This is a genomic window from Ancylobacter sp. GW821-FHT10E12 (assembly GCF_058809335.1).
The window spans coordinates 13,351-29,531 of sequence record NZ_JBXASN010000026.1 but is presented as its reverse complement, the minus strand read 5'-3'; the positions used below and the strand labels follow the sequence as shown (position 1 = coordinate 29,531).

At 68.6% G+C, this 16,181-nt stretch carries 13 protein-coding genes; 11 read left to right on the top strand and 2 right to left on the bottom strand.

Annotation, left to right across the window (positions count from 1 at the left end):
* Positions 1–14: 14 nt before the first annotated feature.
* The gene (gene fabI, locus AC1RU4_RS24915) at positions 15–851 is read left to right on the top strand and encodes an enoyl-ACP reductase FabI (protein WP_492894400.1); all 837 of its coding nucleotides are present in this window, start codon (positions 15–17) and stop codon (positions 849–851) included.
* Positions 852–872: 21 nt separating this feature from the next.
* Here fabI and AC1RU4_RS24910 read toward each other — a convergent pair whose 3' ends face one another.
* Together AC1RU4_RS24910 and AC1RU4_RS24905 are read right to left on the bottom strand one after the other, a co-directional pair.
* Positions 873–2,399: a metal-dependent hydrolase family protein gene (locus AC1RU4_RS24910; protein WP_492894339.1), complete on the bottom strand. Its 1,527-nt coding sequence runs from the start codon at positions 2,397–2,399 to the stop codon at positions 873–875.
* A 119-nt stretch (positions 2,400–2,518) separates the two neighbouring features.
* Positions 2,519–3,376 (bottom strand): prephenate dehydratase, encoded by an 858-nt coding sequence (locus AC1RU4_RS24905; RefSeq protein WP_492894337.1) that lies wholly within the window; start codon positions 3,374–3,376, stop codon positions 2,519–2,521.
* Positions 3,377–3,782: 406 nt separating this feature from the next.
* Between AC1RU4_RS24905 and AC1RU4_RS24900 the strand changes: the two genes are divergently transcribed.
* The 10 genes from AC1RU4_RS24900 to AC1RU4_RS24855 all read left to right on the top strand — a co-directional run bounded on the left by AC1RU4_RS24900 (position 3,783) and on the right by AC1RU4_RS24855 (position 16,083).
* The gene (locus AC1RU4_RS24900; protein ID WP_492894335.1) at positions 3,783–4,322 is read left to right on the top strand and encodes a c-type cytochrome; all 540 of its coding nucleotides are present in this window, start codon (positions 3,783–3,785) and stop codon (positions 4,320–4,322) included.
* Between the two features lie 237 nt (positions 4,323–4,559).
* Positions 4,560–6,455 (top strand): extracellular solute-binding protein, encoded by a 1,896-nt coding sequence (locus tag AC1RU4_RS24895; protein ID WP_492894333.1) that lies wholly within the window; start codon positions 4,560–4,562, stop codon positions 6,453–6,455.
* 33 nt (positions 6,456–6,488) lie between these two features.
* Positions 6,489–8,417 carry an extracellular solute-binding protein gene (locus tag AC1RU4_RS24890; RefSeq protein WP_492894331.1) on the top strand — a complete coding sequence of 643 codons (1,929 nt, stop codon included), beginning with the start codon at positions 6,489–6,491 and terminating at the stop codon, positions 8,415–8,417.
* Positions 8,418–8,692: 275 nt separating this feature from the next.
* Positions 8,693–9,799, top strand: a complete 1,107-nt coding sequence (locus AC1RU4_RS24885) for a microcin C ABC transporter permease YejB (protein WP_492894329.1) — start codon at positions 8,693–8,695, stop codon at positions 9,797–9,799.
* 1 nt (position 9,800) lies between these two features.
* Positions 9,801–10,949 (top strand): ABC transporter permease, encoded by a 1,149-nt coding sequence (locus tag AC1RU4_RS24880; RefSeq protein ID WP_492894327.1) that lies wholly within the window; start codon positions 9,801–9,803, stop codon positions 10,947–10,949.
* 126 nt (positions 10,950–11,075) lie between these two features.
* On the top strand, positions 11,076–11,369 hold the full coding sequence (locus AC1RU4_RS24875) for a hypothetical protein (protein WP_492894325.1): 294 nt from the start codon (positions 11,076–11,078) through the stop codon (positions 11,367–11,369).
* A complete protein-coding gene (locus tag AC1RU4_RS24870; protein ID WP_492894323.1) occupies positions 11,366–11,824 on the top strand; it encodes a type II toxin-antitoxin system VapC family toxin in 459 nt (152 codons plus the stop codon). The genes AC1RU4_RS24875 and AC1RU4_RS24870 overlap by 4 nt, the downstream gene beginning before the upstream one ends.
* Complete coding sequence (locus tag AC1RU4_RS24865) at positions 11,817–13,514, top strand: ABC transporter ATP-binding protein (RefSeq protein ID WP_492894321.1); 1,698 nt, start codon at positions 11,817–11,819, stop codon at positions 13,512–13,514. The genes AC1RU4_RS24870 and AC1RU4_RS24865 overlap by 8 nt, the downstream gene beginning before the upstream one ends.
* Positions 13,511–14,179: an NUDIX domain-containing protein gene (locus tag AC1RU4_RS24860; RefSeq protein WP_492894319.1), complete on the top strand. Its 669-nt coding sequence runs from the start codon at positions 13,511–13,513 to the stop codon at positions 14,177–14,179. Before AC1RU4_RS24865 ends, AC1RU4_RS24860 begins: the two co-directional genes overlap by 4 nt.
* A gap of 116 nt (positions 14,180–14,295) precedes the next feature.
* Complete coding sequence (locus tag AC1RU4_RS24855) at positions 14,296–16,083, top strand: alkaline phosphatase (RefSeq protein WP_492894317.1); 1,788 nt, start codon at positions 14,296–14,298, stop codon at positions 16,081–16,083.
* The last annotated feature ends 98 nt before the right edge of the window (positions 16,084–16,181 follow it).

Here is a 16,181-nt window from a genome sequence, read left to right as displayed (position 1 = left end):
CCGAAATGAGCCTGATGCAGGGCAAGCTGATGGACGGCAAGCGCGGCCTTATCATGGGCGTCGCCAACGACCATTCCATCGCGTGGGGCATCGCCAGGACCCTGGCCGGGCAGGGGGCGGAGCTCGCCTTCTCCTATCAGGGCGAGGCGCTGGGCCGCCGGGTGAAGCCGCTCGCCGAGAGCCTCGGCAGCGACACCATGCTCGCCTGCGATGTCGAGGACATCGAATCGGTGGACCGGCTGTTCGCCCAGCTGAAGGAGAAGTGGGGGACGATCGACTTCCTCGTCCACGCCATCGGCTTCTCCGACAAGAACGAGCTCAAGGGCCGCTATGCCGACACCACGCGGGCCAATTTCACCCGCACCATGGTGATTTCCTGCTTCTCCTTCACCGAGCTCGCGAAAAGGGCGGCGGCGCTGATGCCGGAAGGCGGCTCGCTGGTGACGCTCACCTATGGCGGCTCGACGCGGGTGATGCCGAACTACAACGTGATGGGCGTCGCCAAGGCGGCGCTGGAGGCGAGCGTGCGCTATCTCGCCGCCGATTACGGGCCGCAGGGGGTGCGGGTGAACGCCATCTCCGCCGGGCCGATCCGCACGCTGGCCGGCGCCGGCATCGCCGATGCGCGGCTGATGTTCAACTACCAGAAGCGCCACGCGCCGCTGCGCCGCACGGTGACCATCGACGAGGTGGGCGGGGCCGCCCTGTACCTGCTGTCCGAGCTCTCCTCCGGGGTGACCGGCGAGGTGCATTTCGTCGATTCCGGCTACAACATCATCTCCATGCCGCATCCCGAGGCGCTGAAGACCATCGAGGATGCTGTGGAGGCCGGCGAGGCGGCGGCGGAGTAGGCGCGCGGGGATGCCCGGCCGCTAGCGGCCGAGCGTGTCCTTGTGGATCCTGCCGTCCTTCATGATGACGAGGAACTTGCTCTCCGGCTGGGCGATCAGCGACAGGTCCTCCAGGGGATTGCCGTCGACCAGGATCATGTCGGCGAACGCGCCCTCCTGCAGCACGCCGAGCTTGCCGGGATAGGGGTTGCGCGGGCCCGACAGGGCGAGCAGCTCGCCATTGGTGGCGGTCGCCATGCCGAGCGCTTCGGCGCCGGAATACCAGCGGGCGAGGTGGGTCAGCATCACCCCCTGGCGCCGCGCCAGCGCCGGCGAGAACAATAGGTCCGAGCCGAAGGCGGTCTTGATGCCGTGCTTCTTCGCCAGCGCGTAGACGCTGTCGGTGCCGGCGAACACCTGCAGCATCCGCTCGCGGCTGGGGCCGGTCAGCGGCACCGAATCCTCGGCGCTGAGGAAGGGCTGGGTGCTGAGCCAGGTGCCCTTCTCCGCCATCAGCGCCGCGATCTCCTCGTCCATCAGGTGGCCGTGCTCGATGCAGGCGACGCCGGCGTCGAGCGAGCGCCGGATGGTCTGCGGCGCATAGGCGTGGCTGGCGACATAGGTGTTCCAGTCATTCGCGACCTGCACCGCCGCGCGCATCTCGCCTTCCGTGAAGGTGGAGGCGTCGAGCGGGCTGCGCGGCGAGGAGACGCCCCCGCCGCCGACCATCTTCAGCTGCGAGGCGCCCTGCAGCAGCTGCTCGCGCGCGCGCATCAGCACCTCGGGCTCGCCATCGGCGATGATGTTGCCGCCGACCTGCTCGGTCTGGCCCGGCACGCCGGCGGCGCGCGGCAGCTCGGTGAGCGGGCGCAGGTCGCCATGGCCGCCGGAGGCGGTGATCATGGCGCCGCAGGGATAGATGCGCGGGCCGGCGACGAGCCCCTCGTCGATCGCCTGCTTCAGCGCGAAGGCGGGGCCGCCGAGGTCGCGGATGGTGGTGAAGCCGCGCATCAGCGTGCGCTCGGCCTCCGCCGCCGCGGCGAGGAAGATGTAGCCGATCTCGGCCGACAGCATCACCGGGATCGGCAGCGCGGCCAGCATGGCGTGCCAGTGCATGTCGATCAGGCCCGGCATCAGCACCCGGCCGCCGGCGTCGATCACCCGCGCGCCTTCCGGCGGCGCGGGAGTGCCGGGCACGATGGACCCGATCAGGTTGCCGTCGACGAGCAGGGCGACGCCCTCGCGCAGCCGGCTGGAGGTGCCGTCGAACAGCCGGGCATTGATGAACAGCACCCGGCCCGGCCGTTCGACGGCACCTCCGGCGGGCGCCGCCGTCTGTGCCCGCGCCGGCCCGGACCGGCCGAGGACGGCGAGCGAGGCCGCCATGCCGGCGACGAAGCCGCGCCGGGACAGGCCCGCATCGAGCCGCCGCGTCAGCGCGCCCAGCTCGGGCCGGTGGCAGAGGCAGCCGGCATGGCCGGCGGGCCGGTCCGTTTCCGTCTCGCCCGACGTGCAGGAAAAGTCGGGGCGGGAGAAGTCGGGGCGGGAGAACATGGTGCGGGAGAACATGGGGTGCCTCCGAGCCTCGCCGCCGTCCGATTCGCGGCGCGACAACCCTACGAGGACGCGGCGCGCGCGCAACTCATGAGCGCGCGATCACTCCCGGTCCCGCAACCCGTCCCGGCCGCTCACTCCTGCGCGTGCAGCGCGACGCGGAAGGGGTGCGCCGGATAGACGCCGAGGATGCGCAGCTCCTTGGAGAAGAAGGCCAGCTCCTCAAGCGCCAGCCGCAGCGGGCGGTCGTCGGGGTGGCCGTCGACATCGGCATAGAACTGCGTCGCCGAGAACTGGCCGTCGAGCTGGTAGGATTCCAGCTTGGTCATGTTGACGCCGTTGGTGGCGAAGCCGCCCAGCGCCTTGTAGAGCGCGGCCGGCACGTTGCGCACCCGGAACACGAAGGTGGTCATGGTCGGGCCGTTGCCGGCCGGCGCCCATTTCGCCTCGCGCGACAGGATGACGAAGCGGGTGGTGTTGCGGGCGTCGTCCTCGATATTCTCGGCGACGATGTCGAGCCCGTAGATCTCGGCGGCGAGGCGCGGGGCGATGGCGGCGCGGGTCGGGTCGCCGGCCTCGGCGATCTGCCGGGCCGAGCCGGCGGTGTCGGCGCCGACCACCGCCTTCAGCCCGAGCTTGCGAATCATGTTGCGGCACTGGCCGAGCGCCATGACATGGCTCTGCACGCTGGTGACGGTGGCGAGGCTGCCGCCTTTCACCACCATGAGCTGGTGCGACAGCGGCAGGAAATACTCGCCGACGATGTTCAGCCCCGAGGTCGGCATCAGGTGATGGATGTCGGCGACGCGGCCGGCGACCGAGTTCTCGATCGGGATCATGCCGAGATCGGCCTCGCCGGACTGGATGGCGATGAAGGCGTCCTCGAAGGTGGCGCAGGGCATCGCCTGAAGGTCCGGGAACGCCTCGCGGCAGGCGATGTGCGAATTGGCGCCCGGCTCGCCCTGGAAGGCCACGGTGCGGAGGGTCTTCATCGGTTCGGTCCTTCACCTGTGCGCGCACGGCGCACCGTGGCGTGTCGAGACGGCGGCGGTGCGTGCGCCAAAAGCGCGACGGAACGCCGCGCCGGCCGCCCCGGCCTGCCCGTCCGCCCGCGCGGGCGGCGCCGGGCGCGCGCGGCCCGCCTGTGCCGCAGCGGCAGGGCGGGGCACGAAACGCCAGGCTTTCCAAGCCCTTGCGCGCGATGAGCGGCGACCCGGACGGCAGCGGGCGGTGGCGAAACGTAGCACCGACGGCGCGCTTATACGGGTTGCACGGCAACCGTCAAAATGATTAGTTCCGCCCGCCGTTGGCGGCCGTGCAAAGCGGCTGTTACATTACGCGCGGGCATTGATGATCCAGCCGGATGGGTCGCGTTGCCGTCGAGGGAGCAGAACTTAGATGGACAGCTTCGAGCTGAACAAGATCGCCGGCGCCATACTCGGCGTGCTGACCTTCACGCTGGGCCTGAACGTGTTCGCGGGGATCCTGTTCACCAGCCACGCACCGGAAAAGCCGGGCTTCGAGATCGCCGTGCCCGAGGGCGGCGGCGGAGCGGCGGTGGCGGCGGTGCAGCCCGACCTGCCGATCGCCCAGTTGCTGGCCAAGGCCAGCGTCGAGAAGGGCGCCACCGTCGCCAAGAAGTGCGGCGCCTGCCACAATTTCGTCGAGGGCGCCGGCGCCAAGGTCGGCCCGGACCTCTATGCCGTGGTCGGCCGCCCGGTGGCCAGCACCGAGGGCTTCGCCTATTCCGCCGCGCTCAAGGCGCATGGTGGCACCTGGACCTTCGAGGAGCTCAACGCCTTCCTGAAGAATCCGAAGGGCGACATTCCCGGCACCGCCATGGGCTTTGCCGGCCTGCCGAAGGAGACCGACCGCGCCGACCTGCTGGTCTATCTCAACTCGCTGTCGCACAGCCCGCAGCCGCTGCCGGCGCCCTGAGCGCCCGCAGCCGCCGTCCGCGGCGCCCCGAGCGAGAGCCGGCGCCGGTTTCGGCGCCGTCCGGTTCACGATCACGTCAGGCCGGAGGCGCGGTGCGCTTCCGGCCTTATTGTTTTCGGAACGTCGTCCTTCACATACGCATCCCGCACGTTAGTGTTCGCCGGGTGGTAGTCGGTGCCGGAACGCCGGTGCGCCGGCTCGCCCGTCGTGCCCAGCTTGGATAAGGAAGTGCGCCGCATGGTCGATCGCCACGCCGCCCGCGTCACGGCCCGCCGCCGGACGCTCGGGTCCCACCTCGCCGCCGCGCTCGCCGGCGCCGCGCTGGTGCTGGGCACGCTCGGTGCCCCCGGCATCGCCCGCGCCGAACCGGAATGGCACCACGGCCTGTCGCTGATGGGCCAGCCGAAATATCCCGCCGACTTCAAGCGCTTCGACTATGTGAACCCGGACGCGCCCAAGGGCGGGCTGCTGCGGCTCTCCGCCGACGGCACCTTCGACACGCTCAACGACATCGTCCCGCGCGGCAACCCCGCCGCCGGCATGCAGCTGATCTACGATACGCTGATGACCCCGGCCGCCGACGAGGTGGCGAGCGAATACGGCCTGCTCGCCGAATCGGTGCGCTTTCCCGAGGACTTCTCCTCGGTCACCTACCGGCTGCGGCCGGAGGCCAGGTGGCACGACGGCCAGCCGGTGACGCCGGACGACGTGGTGTGGTCCTTCGAGCAGCTGACCAAGAACAATCCGCGCCAGGCCTTCTACTACAGCCACGTCAAATCGGTGGCGAAGACCGGCGAGCGCGAGGTGACCTTCACCTTCGACCAGGCGGGGAACCGCGAACTGCCGCAGATCGTCGGCCAGCTGCGCGTCATGCCCAAGCACTGGTGGACCGCCAGCGATTCCGGGGGAAAGCCGCGCGACATCGGCCAGGGCACGCTGGAAGTGCCGCTCGGCTCCGGCCCCTACAAGGTGAAGCAGGTGGTCCCCGGCCGCTCGATCGCCTTCGAGCGGGTGAAGGACTATTGGGGCCGCGACCTGCCGGTGAATATCGGCACCAACAATTTCGACGAGCAGCGCTACGAATATTTCCGCGACGACACGGTGGAGCTGGAGGCCTTCAAGGGCGACCAGTACGATTTCCGCATCGAGAGCTCGGCCAAGGACTGGGCGACCGCCTATGACTTCCCGGCGGTGAAGGCCGGCAAGGTGGTGCGGGAGGAATTCGCCAACCGCGCCTCCGGCCAGATGCAGGCCTTCATCCCCAACCTGCGCCGGGCCAAGTTCCAGGACCAGCGGGTGCGGCGGGCGCTGAACTACGCGCTCGATTTCGAGGGCATGAACCGCACGCTGTTCTTCGGCCAGTACAAGCGCACGTCGAGCTATTTCCAGAATACCGAGCTCGCCTCCTCCGGCCTGCCGCAGGGCCGCGAGCTGGAGATCCTCGACGGCGTGCGCGACAAGGTGCCGGCGAGCGTGTTCACCACGCCCTACCAGAGCCCGCCGCAGGGCGGCGAGGAGGACCGCCGCGCCAACCTGCGCGAGGCGGCGCGACTGCTGCGCGAGGCCGGCTACACGGTGAAGGACCGCAAGCTGGTCAACGACAGGGGCGAGCCCTTCGTGCTGGAGATCCTGATCGCCAACCCGGCCTTCGAGCGCATCGCGCTGTTCTACAAGCCGGCGCTGGAGCGGCTCGGCATCACCGTGAACGTGCGGCAGGTCGACACCTCGCAATATATCAACCGGCTGCGGGCGCGCGACTACGACATGATCCTCTCCGGCTGGGGCCAGTCGCTGTCGCCGGGCAACGAGCAGCGCGACTTCTGGGGCTCGGCGGCGGCCGACCGCGAGGGCTCCGCCAATTATGCCGGCATCAGGGATCCCGGCATCGATGCGCTGATCGAGAAGGTGATCTACGCCAAGGACCGCGAGGACCTGGTGGCGGCCACCCATGCGCTCGACCGGGTGCTGATGTCCTACGACTTCGTGATCCCGACCTGGAACTACCCGAACACCCGCACCGCCCGCTGGAACCGCTTCGGCCGGCCGGCGGCGCTGCCGGAATATTCCTTCGCTTTCCCGGATATCTGGTGGTGGGATGCGCAGAAGGCGGCCGCCACCGGCGGCACCCAATAGGGCGGGGCGAGACGGGCGATGGGCGAGGCGGGAATGCGCGGCGGGAATCGGATCGCACGGACCGGATGCAACCGGCGAGGGGTGCTGGCGCTCGGCCTCGGGGCCGGCGCGTCGCTGGTACTCGGCGGGTCGGCGCGGGCGACCGAGCCGGCCGCCGGCGCGCCCCCGCCCGGCGCCTCCACCGTGCCGGCGGCCGGCGAGCGGCATGGGCTCTCGGCCTTCGGCGACCTGAAATACAAGGTCGATTTCAAGCATTTCGACTATGTCGACCCCAATATCGCCAAGGGCGGCGCCTTCTCGCAGATCGGCCCGCAGGCGCGGTTCAACCAGTCGCTGCAGACCTTCAACTCCTTCAACGGCTTCATCCTGCGCGGCGACGCGGCGCAGGGCATCGAGCTGACCTTCGACACGCTGATGTCGCGCGCGCTCGACGAGCCGGACGCCGTCTACGGCCTGGTCGCCCGCTCGGTGGCGGTGAACGAGGACGGCACCATCTACCGCTTCCGCCTGCGGCCGCAGGCGCGCTTCCATGACGGCTCGACGCTCGGCGCCGAGGATGTCGCCTTCTCGCTGAACCTCCTGAAGGCCAAGGGCCACCCGATCATCGTCGAGAACCTGCGCGACATGGAAGGCGCCGAGGCCGAGGGCGCCGACGTGGTGGTGGTGCGCTTCGCCAGGCAGCGGGCGCGCGACGTGCCGCTGTTCGCCGCCACGCTGCCGATCTTCTCGCGCGCCTATTACGGGTCAAAGAATTTCGAGGAATCGACGCTGGAGCCGCCGCTCGGCTCCGGCCCCTACAAGGTCGGGCGCTTCGAGCCGGGGCGCTATGTCGAATATGCCCGCGTCGCCGATTATTGGGGCGCCGGCCTGCCGGTGAATGTCGGGACCAACAATTTCGACACCGTGCGCTACGAATTCTTCCGCGACCGGGATGTCGGCTTCGAGGGGTTCAAGGCCAAGGCCTACCTGTTCCGCGAGGAGTTCACCGCCCGCACCTGGGCGACCGGCTACGACTTCCCCGCCTTCAGGGACGGGCGGGTGAAGCGCGAGGAGCTGCAGAACGACACCCCGTCCGGCGCGCAGGGCTGGTTCCTCAACCTGCGCCGGCCGCAATTCGCCGACCCCAGGGTGCGCGAGGCACTGAACTACGCCTTCGACTTCGAATGGACCAACAAGAACCTGATGTTCGACGCCTATCGGCGCACCCACTCCTTCTTCGAGAATTGCAACCTCAAGGCGGAAGGAACGGCGGACCTCGCCGAGGTGAAGCTGATCGACCAGCTCGCCGACATCATCCCGCCGGAGGAGGCCGCCGCGCTGCGCGCCGACCCGTGGTCGCCGCCCGCCTCCAACGCCTCCGGCCAGGACCGCTTCCTGCTGAAGCAGGCCGCCGAGCTGCTGCGCGCCGCCGGCTGGACCATCCGGGACGGCCGGCTCACCGACGGCTCCGGCCGGCACATGACCATCGAGTTCCTCGACGACGAGAGCGGGCTGGAGCGCCACACCGCGCCGTTCATCAAGAACCTCAAGCTACTCGGCATCGAGGCGAATTTCCGCCTGGTCGATCCGCCGCAATATCAGCGCCGGCTCAACGATTTCGACTTCGACGCCACGGTGCGGCGCTATTCCATGACCACCGTGCCGGGGGAATCGCTGCGCAGCTTCTTCGGCTCCAGGGCGGCGGAGATTCCGGGCTCGTCCAACCTGTCGGGCATCGCCGATCCGGCGGTCGACCGGCTGATCGACATGGTGATCGCCGCCAATTCGCGCGTCGACCTCACCACCGCCTGCCAGGTGCTGGACCGGCGGCTGCGCTGGAAGCGCTTCTGGGTGCCGCAATGGTATTCCGGCCTCTATCGCGTCGCCTATTGGGACGAGTTCGGCTGGCCGGCCGCGCCGCGCCCGGCCTATGACCGCGCCATTCCCGCCATCTGGGCGGCCAAGCTGCGCAAGGCGGGGTGAACGCCAGTAGGGAAGTTGCGTCGATGTCCTTGCTTCAAGAGCGCCGTCATCCTGAGGCGCGAGCGCAGCGAGCCTCGAAGGAGGGGCGTTGAATGCACCCGGAGGACCATCCTTCGAGGCCCGGCCGATGGCCGGGCACCTCAGGATGACGTCGCTCGGGATGCGGCTGAAAGCTGAACGCAAGTGGGTCCGTGCATTAACATGACACGACGTTAAGTTGACCGGCGGGTCCCGGCCCGCCACCTTGTGCGCAACGCCGGAGGACATCTCCCCGCATGCTCGCCTACATCATCCGCCGCGTCGCCCTGATGGTGCCGACCCTCATCGGCATCATGCTGATCTCATTCCTAGTGGTGCAGTTCGCGCCCGGCGGGCCGGTGGAGCGGGTGATCGCCGAACTGACCGGCGAGGGGTCCTCCGCCACCCAGCGCATTTCCGGCGGCGGCGGCGATTTCGGCGGCGCCGCGCAGGGGGCGCCGCGCAGCGACCCGTCGAGCTCGAAATATCGCGGCGCGCAGGGGCTGGACCCGGCCTTCATCAAGCAGCTGGAGCAGCAGTTCGGCTTCGACAGGCCGGCGCATGAGCGCTTCGCCAAGATGCTGTGGGACTATGCCCGCTTCGATTTCGGCCGCTCCTATTTCCGCGACATCACCGTGATCGACCTGATCAAGGAGAAGATGCCGGTCTCGATCTCGCTCGGCCTGTGGATGATGCTGATCACCTACGCGATCTCCATCCCGCTCGGCATCGCCAAGGCGGTGCGCGACGGCTCGCGCTTCGACGTGTGGACCTCGGCGGTGATCATCGTCGGCTACGCCATCCCGAGCTTCCTGTTCGCCATCCTCCTGATCATCCTGTTCGCCGGCGGCTCGTTCTTCTCGTGGTTCCCGCTGCGCGGGCTCACCTCGGACAATTGGGAGCAGATGGGCTGGGGCGCGCGCATCCTCGATTATTTCTGGCACCTGGTGCTGCCGATCACCTCCATGGTGCTCGGGGCCTTCGCCACCATGGCGCTGCTCACCAAGAACTCGTTCCTCGACGAGATCCGCAAGCAATACGTGGTCACCGCGCGGATGAAGGGGCTGTCGGAGCGCTCGGTGCTGTACCGCCACGTGTTCCGCAACGCCATGCTGATCATCATCGCCGGCTTCCCGAGCGCCTTTGTCGGGGCGTTCTTCTCCGGTTCGCTGCTGATCGAGACCATCTTCTCGCTGGACGGGCTGGGGCTGCTCGGCTTCGAGAGCGTGCTCAACCGCGACTATCCCGTGGTGTTCGCCAATCTCTACATCTTCTCGCTGGTCGGGCTGGTGGTGAACCTCATCTCCGACCTCACCTATAGCTGGGTCGATCCGCGCATCGACTTCGAGACGCGGGAGGTGTGAGATGGACGCCGCCACGCTCGACACCGCCGCGCCGGCGCCCGCCCGCTCCCGGCTGACGCCGATCAACCAGCGCCGGCTCGCCAATTTCCGCCGCAACAAGCGCGGGTTCTGGAGCTTCGTCATCTTCATGGTGCTGTTCGTCGCCAGCCTCGGCGCCGAGTTCATCGCCAACGACAAGCCGTTCCTGGTGAAATATGACGGCGGCTATTATTTCCCGGCGGTGCACGCCTATCCCGAGACCAGCTTCGGCGGCGATTTCGAGACCGAGGCGGATTACCGCGACCCGTATCTGAAGAAGCTGATCGCCGATTCCGGCGGCTACATGCTGTGGCCGCCGATCCGCTACAGCTTCGACACCCATAATCTCGACCTGCCGACGCCGGCGCCCTCGCCGCCGACCTGGATGCTGACCGAGGCGCAATGCGCGCCGGTGGCCGAGAAGCTCGGCCGCGCCGGCGGCGGCTGCGACGCGCTGGAATGGAACTGGCTCGGCACCGACGACCAGGGCCGCGACGTGCTGGCGCGCCTCATCTACGGCTTCCGGCTCTCGGTGCTGTTCGGGCTGATCCTCACCATCATCTCCTCGGTGATCGGGGTGGCCGCCGGCGCGGTGCAGGGCTATTTCGGCGGCTGGACCGACCTGTTGTTCCAGCGCTTCATCGAGATCTGGACGGCGATCCCGGCGCTGTACCTGCTGCTGATCATCTCCTCGATCCTCGCTCCCGGCTTCTGGGTGCTGCTCGGCATATTGCTGCTGTTCTCCTGGGTGGCGCTGGTCGGGCTGGTGCGGGCGGAATTCCTCCGGGCGCGCAATTTCGAATATGTGCAGGCCGCCCGCGCGCTCGGCGTCTCCAACGGCGTCATCATGTGGCGGCACATGCTGCCCAACGCCATGGTGGCGACGCTGACCATGATGCCGTTCATCGTCTCGTCCTCGGTGATGACGCTGACGGCGCTGGACTTCCTCGGCTTCGGCCTGCCGCCCGGCTCGCCCTCGCTCGGCGAATTGCTGGCGCAGGGCAAGTCGAACGTGCAGGCGCCGTGGCTGGGCCTGACCGGCTTCTTCACCGTCGCCTTCATGCTGAGCCTGTTGATCTTCACCGGCGAGGCGGTGCGCGACGCCTTCGACCCCAGGAAGACGTTTTCGTGAGGGATGGGTCTGATCCATCCGTGATTTGTCGACGGATCATGCAGAACGTATATAACGACTATGCGGAACGTTGCTGAAATTTTCGAGCTGTGGCCGACTGACGCCGATTTGGGGCGGGATATCGGCGTGTCCTATCCGACGGTGTCGGCCTGGAAGCAGCGGGGTTCGATTCCCGTCGGCTACTGGCGCGATCTGGTGCGGGCGGCGCGCCGGCGTGGCATTCATATGACGGCCGATCTATTGGCGGATATCCATGCCCGGCAGACGGTCGAGCTGCCCGGTCCCATGCTCGCGGAGCCCGAGCTTGCGGCGGGTGGCCATTTCAGCCGTTTCGGGCATCTGCGCCGCTCGCGCTTCGCCAATGCCGAAGAGATCGTCGACCATGTCCGCGCCCTGCGCGACGAATGGGACCGTCGATGAACGACATGGTCAGGGTCTATCTCGATTCCAACGTCTTCATCACCGCCTTCGAGAATGCGGGCGCGCGATCCGACCATGCATGGTGGCTGCTTCGCGCCATAGAGGGCGGCGAGATGATGGCGGTGACCAGCGAGATCACGCTAGCGGAAATCCTCGTGAAGCCGATGGAGATCGGCGACGACGAACTGGCCGCCAGCTATCAGGCCATGCTGACGCCGAGCCCGGCAATGGAGGTTCGCCCCGTCGCCCGCGACATCCTTGTCGAGGCGGCGGGTATTCGGGCGCGCCGCCCCTCCGTACGACTCCCCGACGCCGTGCATGTCGCTACCGCGCGCAGAGACGGCTGCGCCTTCTTCATCAGCAACGACGAACGGCTCGCCATGCCGGACGGCATGAAGCGCCTGTCCCTTACCCCCTTCACCCTCGACGACATAAGGGCTGCCCGGCTTGACTGACTCCCCCCTCCTCTCCGTCAACGACCTCTCCGTCGCCTTCGCGCGCGAGGGCGGGGCGCCGGCGCTGGCGGTCGACCGGGTGTCGTTCGCGCTCAAGCGCGGCGAGACGCTGGCGCTGGTTGGCGAGTCCGGCTCCGGCAAGTCGGTGACCGCGCTGTCCATCCTCAAGCTGCTGCAATATCCCGCCGCCTCGCATCCTTCCGGCCAGGTGATGTTCGAGGGGCAGGACCTGCTGGCGATGAGCGAGCGGCAGATCCGCAAGGTGCGCGGCAACGACATCACCATGGTGTTCCAGGAGCCGATGACCTCGCTCAATCCGCTGCACACGGTGGAGCAGCAGATCGCAGAGATCCTGAGCCTGCATCGCGGCATCGCCGGCAGCGCAGCGCGGAAAAGGGTGATCGAACTGCTCACCGAGGTCGGCATTCCCGAGCCGGAGACGCGGCTCGGCTCCTATCCGCACCAGCTCTCCGGCGGGCAGCGCCAGCGGGTGATGATCGCCATGGCGCTCGCCAACGAGCCCAAGCTGCTGATCGCCGACGAGCCGACCACCGCGCTCGACGTCACCGTGCAGGCGCAGATCCTGACGCTGCTCAAGGAATTGCAGGGCCGGCTCGGCATGACCATGCTGTTCATCACCCATGATCTCGGCATCGTGCGGCGCATCGCAACCCGTGTCTGCGTGATGAACAAGGGCCGCATCGTCGAGGAGGGCACGGTGGCAGACGTCTTCGCCGCGCCCAAGCATGCCTATACGCGCCAGCTGATCGCCGCCCAGCCCTCCGGCGCGCCGGCGCCGCCGCATCCCGAGGCCGAGCTGGTGATGGAGGCGAAGGACCTCAAGGTGTGGTTCCCGATCAAGGCCGGGCTGCTGCGCAAGACCGTCGGCCATATCAAGGCGGTGGACGGCGTCTCCATCGCCATCCGCAAGGGCGAGACGCTGGGCGTGGTGGGCGAGAGCGGCTCCGGCAAGACCACGCTCGGGCTGGCGCTGCTGCGGCTGATCTCCTCGCAGGGGCCGATCGTGTTCATGGGCTCGCCTCTCGACACGCTCGGCTTCAAGGCGATGCGGGCGCACCGGCAGGACATGCAGATCGTGTTCCAGGACCCGTTCGGCTCGCTCTCCCCGCGCATGTCGATCGCCGACATCATCGGCGAGGGGCTGCGGGTGCACCGGCCCGAGCTCTCGGCCGAGGCGCGCGACGCGCGGGTGGTGGAGGCGCTCGCCGATGTCAGGCTCGATCCCGAGAGCCGGCACCGCTACCCCCACGAATTCTCCGGCGGCCAGCGCCAGCGCGTCGCCATCGCCCGCGCCATCGTGCTGGAGCCGACCTTCGTGGTGCTGGACGAGCCGACCAGCGCGCTCGACATGATCGTGCAGGCGCAGATCGTCGACCTGCTGCGCGACCTGCAGCAGCGGCGCGGCCTCACCTACCTGTTCATCAGCCACGACCTGAAGGTGGTGGCGGCGCTGGCCTCGCGGCTCGTGGTGATGAAGCAGGGCGTGGTGGTGGAGGAAGGCGCGGCGGCCGAGATGTTCGCCAACCCCAAGAGCGCCTATACGCGGGCGCTGTTCGCCGCCGCCTTCCACCTGGAGGAGGTGCCGCCGGCGGACGAGGCGGCTTTGGGAGTGACTTTGGGGGCGGCCTCGGGGACGACCTCGGGGGCGGCGCCCGAGGCGACGGCGTGAGCGGGGCCGGGCGCGCGGGACCGGGCGGGGGACTGGGCGACCACGCGGTGCCGGTGACGCTCGAAGGCCCGGTGTCGATCGGCGACGGCTTCCGCCCCTATGACCGCTTCACCGTGACGCTGCCGGGCGCGGGCGGGCAACCGCTGACCCAGACGCGCGACATATTGCGTGTCGGGCCGGTGGTGGCGGCGCTGGCCTGGGACCCGGCGGCGGATGTGTTCGTGCTGATCCGCCAGTTCCGCCTCGCCGCGCATCTGGCGACCGGGCGCGGCGAGCTCACCGAGATCGCCGCCGGGCGGATCGAGGAAGGCGAGACGGCCCAATTCGCCGCGCGGCGCGAATGCCGCGAGGAGCTCGGGGTGGAGCCTTCCGCGCTGCTGCCGATGCTGGCCTTCATGCCGACGCCGGGCGTCACCGACGAGCATGCCGAGCTGTTCCTGGCGCTGGTCGATAGCACGCGGGTGCCGGAAGAGGCCGGCGAGCCGGGCGAGAGCGAGCACACGCGCCCGTTCCTGCTGCCGGTCGGCGAGGCGCTGGCGGCGCTCACCGAGCCCTCGCCGGGGCGGATCGGCAATGTGTTCGTGCTGGCGGCGCTGCAATGGTTCGCGCTGAACCGCGCACGGACGGAGGCGTTCGCCGCCGGAGCGGGGCGCTCGGCGCGATAGAAGAGCCGGCTAAATGATCGCGACGCCGGCGATTGTCACCCGCGCGACATGGAAGGTGCCTAGAGGGTTTTTCCGATCCGCGGCCCCCGCCGCCTGTCCGAAGCGGAGATCCCTCGATGCGCACATCCTTGCCGACAGCCCGCCTGCTGGCCGCGGCCAGCCTTGCCCTGCTCTCCGGCACCGTGCTCTCGGGCACGGCTGCTGCCGACGCCGTCTACCCGATCGATCGCGCCACCATCCTCCAGGGCGCGCCGTTCGACTTCAAGGTGGAGTTCGACGGCGTGGTGAAGCCGGACGAGGTGAAGGTCACCATCAACGGCGAGGATTACGCCAAGCTGCTCGGCAAGGACGCGACCTTCGTCGAGAAGGAGCCGGGCGTCGAGGCCTCGGCGCTGGTGCTGCGCGCCGTCTCCATCGCGACGCCGGGGACCTACAAGGTCGAGGCCAGCGCCGCCGGCAAGACCAAGTCGGTGACCTGGGAGGTGTTCGGCACCCCGGCGACGCCGAAGGTGAAGAACGTGATCTTCGTGCTCGGCGACGGCCTGTCGGTCGCCCACCGCACCGCCGCCCGCATCATGTCCAAGGGCGTGACCGAGGGTAAGGCCAATGGCCGCCTGAACATGGACGGCCTCGACCGCATGGCGTTCATCGGCACCTCGTCGACCGATTCGATCGCGGTGGACAGCGCCAATTCGATGTCGGCCTACATGACCGGCCACAAGAGCGCGATCAACGCCATCGGCGTCTATGCCGACCGCACCAAGGACAGCCTCGACGACCCGAAGGTGGAGACGCTGGGCGAGGCGGTGCGCCGCACCGGCTCCAAGTCGCTCGGCATCATCTCCACCGCCGAACTGCAGGACGCCACCCCGGCGGCGGTGGTCGCCCATACCCGCCGGCGCTCCGACAAGGCCGAGATCGCCGAGATGCTCTACAATGTCCGCCCGGACGTGGTGCTCGGCGGCGGCGGCGCCTACTTCATCCCGAAGAGCACCGCCGGCTCCAAGCGCAAGGACGAGAAGAACTTCGTCGAGCTGTTCAAGCAGGACGGCTACCAGATCGCCACCACCAAGGCCGAGCTGGACGCCGCCTCGATGTCGAACTCCGGCAAGATCTTCGGCGTGTTCCACCCCGGCAACATGGACACCGCGCTCGACCGCATGCAGCTCAAGAAGGGCACGGTGTCGAAGTTCCCCGACCAGCCCGGCCTCGTCGACATGACCAAGGTGGCGCTGAACTCGCTGTCGAAGAACCCCGAGGGCTTCGTGCTGATGGTCGAGGGCGCCTCGATCGACAAGATGTCCCACCCGCTCGACTGGGACCGCGCGGTGATCGAGACCATCGAGATGGACCAGGTGGTCGGCGTCGTGCGCGCGTTCGCCAAGGCCCATCCCGACACGCTGATCGTCGTCACCGGCGACCACACCCATGGCGTCTCGCTGATCGGCACCATCGACGACGACAAGCCGGGCACCGACATGCGCGAGAAGGTCGGCACCTATGCCGATGCCGGCTTCCCGAACTATGAGGACAAGGACGGCGACGGCTATCCCGACCGCATCGACGTGAGCCGCCGCCTCGCCATCTTCGCCAACAACTACCCGGATTACTACGAGACCTTCCGCCCGAAGCTCGACGGCCCGTTCGTGCCGGCGGTGCAGAATGCCGACAAGAAATACATCGCCAACGAAGCCTATAAGGACGTGCCCGGCGCGGTGCTGCGCATCGGCAACATCCCGCGCGACGGCGACAGCGGCGTGCACGCGGTCGACGACGTGGTGCTGCAGGCGACCGGCCCGGGCTCGGAAGAGTTCAAGGGCTACATGGAGGAGAGCGACGTCTACCGCGTGCTGGCCGACGCGCTGGCGCTGGGCGCGCCGACCCGGAAGGCCGCCGCGCAGTGACTCAGGCGGGCGCGGCAAGCGGGCGCGGCAAGTCGCCGCGCCGCACCGCGATGAGACTGACGACGCCCGCCCCGCTTCGCGCAGGCCGGGCGTCTTCG

Bases quoted from the DNA above. Each gene is read 5' to 3' on its own strand.
- fabI (WP_492894400.1), top strand. From the start codon at position 15: ATGCAGGGCAAGCTGATGGACGGCAAGCGCGGCCTTATCATGGGCGTC.
- AC1RU4_RS24910 (WP_492894339.1), bottom strand. From the start codon at position 2,399: ATGTTCTCCCGCACCATGTTCTCCCGCCCCGACTTCTCCCGCCCCGAC.
- AC1RU4_RS24905 (WP_492894337.1), bottom strand. From the start codon at position 3,376: ATGAAGACCCTCCGCACCGTGGCCTTCCAGGGCGAGCCGGGCGCCAAT.
- AC1RU4_RS24900 (WP_492894335.1), top strand. From the start codon at position 3,783: ATGGACAGCTTCGAGCTGAACAAGATCGCCGGCGCCATACTCGGCGTG.
- AC1RU4_RS24895 (WP_492894333.1), top strand. From the start codon at position 4,560: ATGGTCGATCGCCACGCCGCCCGCGTCACGGCCCGCCGCCGGACGCTC.
- AC1RU4_RS24890 (WP_492894331.1), top strand. From the start codon at position 6,489: ATGCGCGGCGGGAATCGGATCGCACGGACCGGATGCAACCGGCGAGGG.
- AC1RU4_RS24885 (WP_492894329.1), top strand. From the start codon at position 8,693: ATGCTCGCCTACATCATCCGCCGCGTCGCCCTGATGGTGCCGACCCTC.
- AC1RU4_RS24880 (WP_492894327.1), top strand. From the start codon at position 9,801: ATGGACGCCGCCACGCTCGACACCGCCGCGCCGGCGCCCGCCCGCTCC.
- AC1RU4_RS24870 (WP_492894323.1), top strand. From the start codon at position 11,366: ATGAACGACATGGTCAGGGTCTATCTCGATTCCAACGTCTTCATCACC.
- AC1RU4_RS24855 (WP_492894317.1), top strand. From the start codon at position 14,296: ATGCGCACATCCTTGCCGACAGCCCGCCTGCTGGCCGCGGCCAGCCTT.